This is a genomic window from Nocardia testacea NBRC 100365 (assembly GCF_000308775.1).
GTDB classification, from domain to species: Bacteria; Actinomycetota; Actinomycetes; order Mycobacteriales; family Mycobacteriaceae; genus Nocardia; species Nocardia testacea.
In genome coordinates, this window is sequence record NZ_BAGJ01000142.1 from 1 (window position 1) to 1,818 (window position 1,818).

Consider the following 1,818-nt stretch of genomic DNA (forward strand, 5'->3'; position numbering starts at 1 on the left):
GCCTGCACTATCGGCACCGGCCGGCCGACCGGGCCGCTACGGGCCTGGTGCTGCTGCCGGGTACCGGCCAGCACAGCGGCCACTACCACGAGTTCGCCCGGCAGTTGAACGCGGCGGATATCTCCGTCTGGACGCTGGACCCGGCGGGTCAGGGGCTCAGCGAGGGCGATCCCGGAGCGCGGCCGGTGCTGTCCGAACTCGTCGCCGACGCGGCCGCGCTCTTCGCCCTGGTACGGGCGCAGGCTCCGGCACTCCCGCTCACGCTGATGGGACATTCGCTCGGGGCGATCACGGCGCTCGCCGCGCTGGGCGCCACCCCGCCGGCGCTGGATGCCGCCGTCGCGGCGAACCCGGCGATACCGGCCGGCCTGCCGGCCGGGCTTGTGTTGTGCGGGACGCCGTCGCGCGCCCTCGACGATCGGGCCGATGCCGCCGAACCGCGGCTCCCCCCGGTCCTGGCCGTCCACGGGGTGGACGACCGCCGGGCGTCGATCGATCCGGTCCGGGCGTGGGCGCGGCGGCGCGCGGCGGTGGAGCTGCGTGAATACGCCGACGCCGGCCACGATCTGCTGCATGAGCGCGTGCGCGCCCGGGTGACGACCGATATCGTGCAGTGGACGCAGGAGATCGTCGCGGGGCCGGTGCGACGACCGTGAAATCCGCTGTGTGACAGCGGAGCAGGAAGGGGGACACGATGCAGCCGAATGCGATCAGCACGCTCGATTCCGCCGTAGAAGACGGGCAACTGTGGATCGACGGCGTCCTGGTGGCCGAGGGCGCGCCGGAACAGTGCGCACTGCGCTACGAACAACTCGCCGACCAGGTGGACGCGCAGATCGACACATTGTCCGCGGTGGTATCGCTGCCCGGCTTCGGCGGATTCGACTCGGGTGCGGCACTGCGCGCCGGATTCGAGGGCAAGGCCACCGACGCGATCGCGGCCCTGCGCCGGTACTCCGACAGCGCCCGGCAGCTCGCGCACACCTTCCGGGCCGCCGCGGCGGCGTACCGGGAATCCGATGCCGGCACCGCGGCGGCGCTCGAGGCCGCCGCCACGCCGACGGGGGTCTCCGGTGCGTGAACTACCCCGCGCCGGGTCGCGCGGTGTGCATTATCGTGTCGATCCCGAATACGCCCCCACCGTGGAAGTATTCGACAACCTCACCCACCGGCAGATCCATGCCGGGGTGGCCGCCATGAACCCCTCGGTGCTGCAGACCGGCGGCCAGGCCTGGCAGGGCGCGGCGACGGGCCTCACCGACGCGGTGGCACAGGCGCATACCGAGATCCGCGGTGCCATCGCCGACGGCTGGCGCGGTCCGGCGGCCGGTCTGGCCGCGGCCGCGGTCCGCGATTTCGAGGCCGCCGGGCGGCACCTCGCCGATGTGCTCGCCACCGTCGGACAACGGCTCGGCCGCGCCGGGGACGCCGCGGAAACACTACGCGCCGCGGTCCCCGAACCCTCCGGCGCCGAACCGGATCTCGCGGCGGCGCTGCTGGACCCCCATGCGGCCACCGGCAATATCGCCGTGCAGCGGACGGCCGACGACGATCGCGCCGAGGTGGTGCGGGTGATGGACAGCGTCTACACCGGTGCCTTCATCCCGACCGGCGCCCAGGTCCCCGCGTTCCCGGACCTCCCGGACGCGGTGTCGGGCGCCGAGGTGTCCCGCGGGGCCGCCCCGGCCACGCCCGCGGTGCCGGGCCCGGATACCGCGGTGGGACAAAAGCCTTCGTCCGCACCCGCGGCGCTGCCCGTGGCCGACCGGCAGCCGGGCTCCGCTCCGGCCGGCGGTGCGGTCCCGGACGAACCGATCT

General features: G+C 74.2%; 3 protein-coding genes. All 3 read left to right on the plus strand.

What is annotated here, in order from left to right; genetic code table 11:
• Positions 1 to 2 precede the first annotated feature (2 nt).
• Positions 3 to 656 carry an alpha/beta hydrolase gene (locus ON38_RS19720; protein ID WP_039826361.1) on the plus strand — a complete coding sequence of 218 codons (654 nt, stop codon included), beginning with the start codon at positions 3 to 5 and terminating at the stop codon, positions 654 to 656.
• Positions 657 to 694: 38 nt separating this feature from the next.
• The gene (locus ON38_RS19725; protein WP_039826362.1) at positions 695 to 1,081 is read left to right on the plus strand and encodes a hypothetical protein; all 387 of its coding nucleotides are present in this window, start codon (positions 695 to 697) and stop codon (positions 1,079 to 1,081) included.
• A gap of 25 nt (positions 1,082 to 1,106) precedes the next feature.
• Positions 1,107 to 1,818: WXG100 family type VII secretion target (locus ON38_RS19730; RefSeq protein WP_039826363.1), on the plus strand; the 712-nt coding region annotated here is incomplete at its 3' end.

Coding starts and splice junctions, on each gene's coding strand:
- ON38_RS19725 (WP_039826362.1), top strand. CDS start 695: ATGCAGCCGAATGCGATCAGCACGCTCGATTCCGCCGTAGAAGACGGG.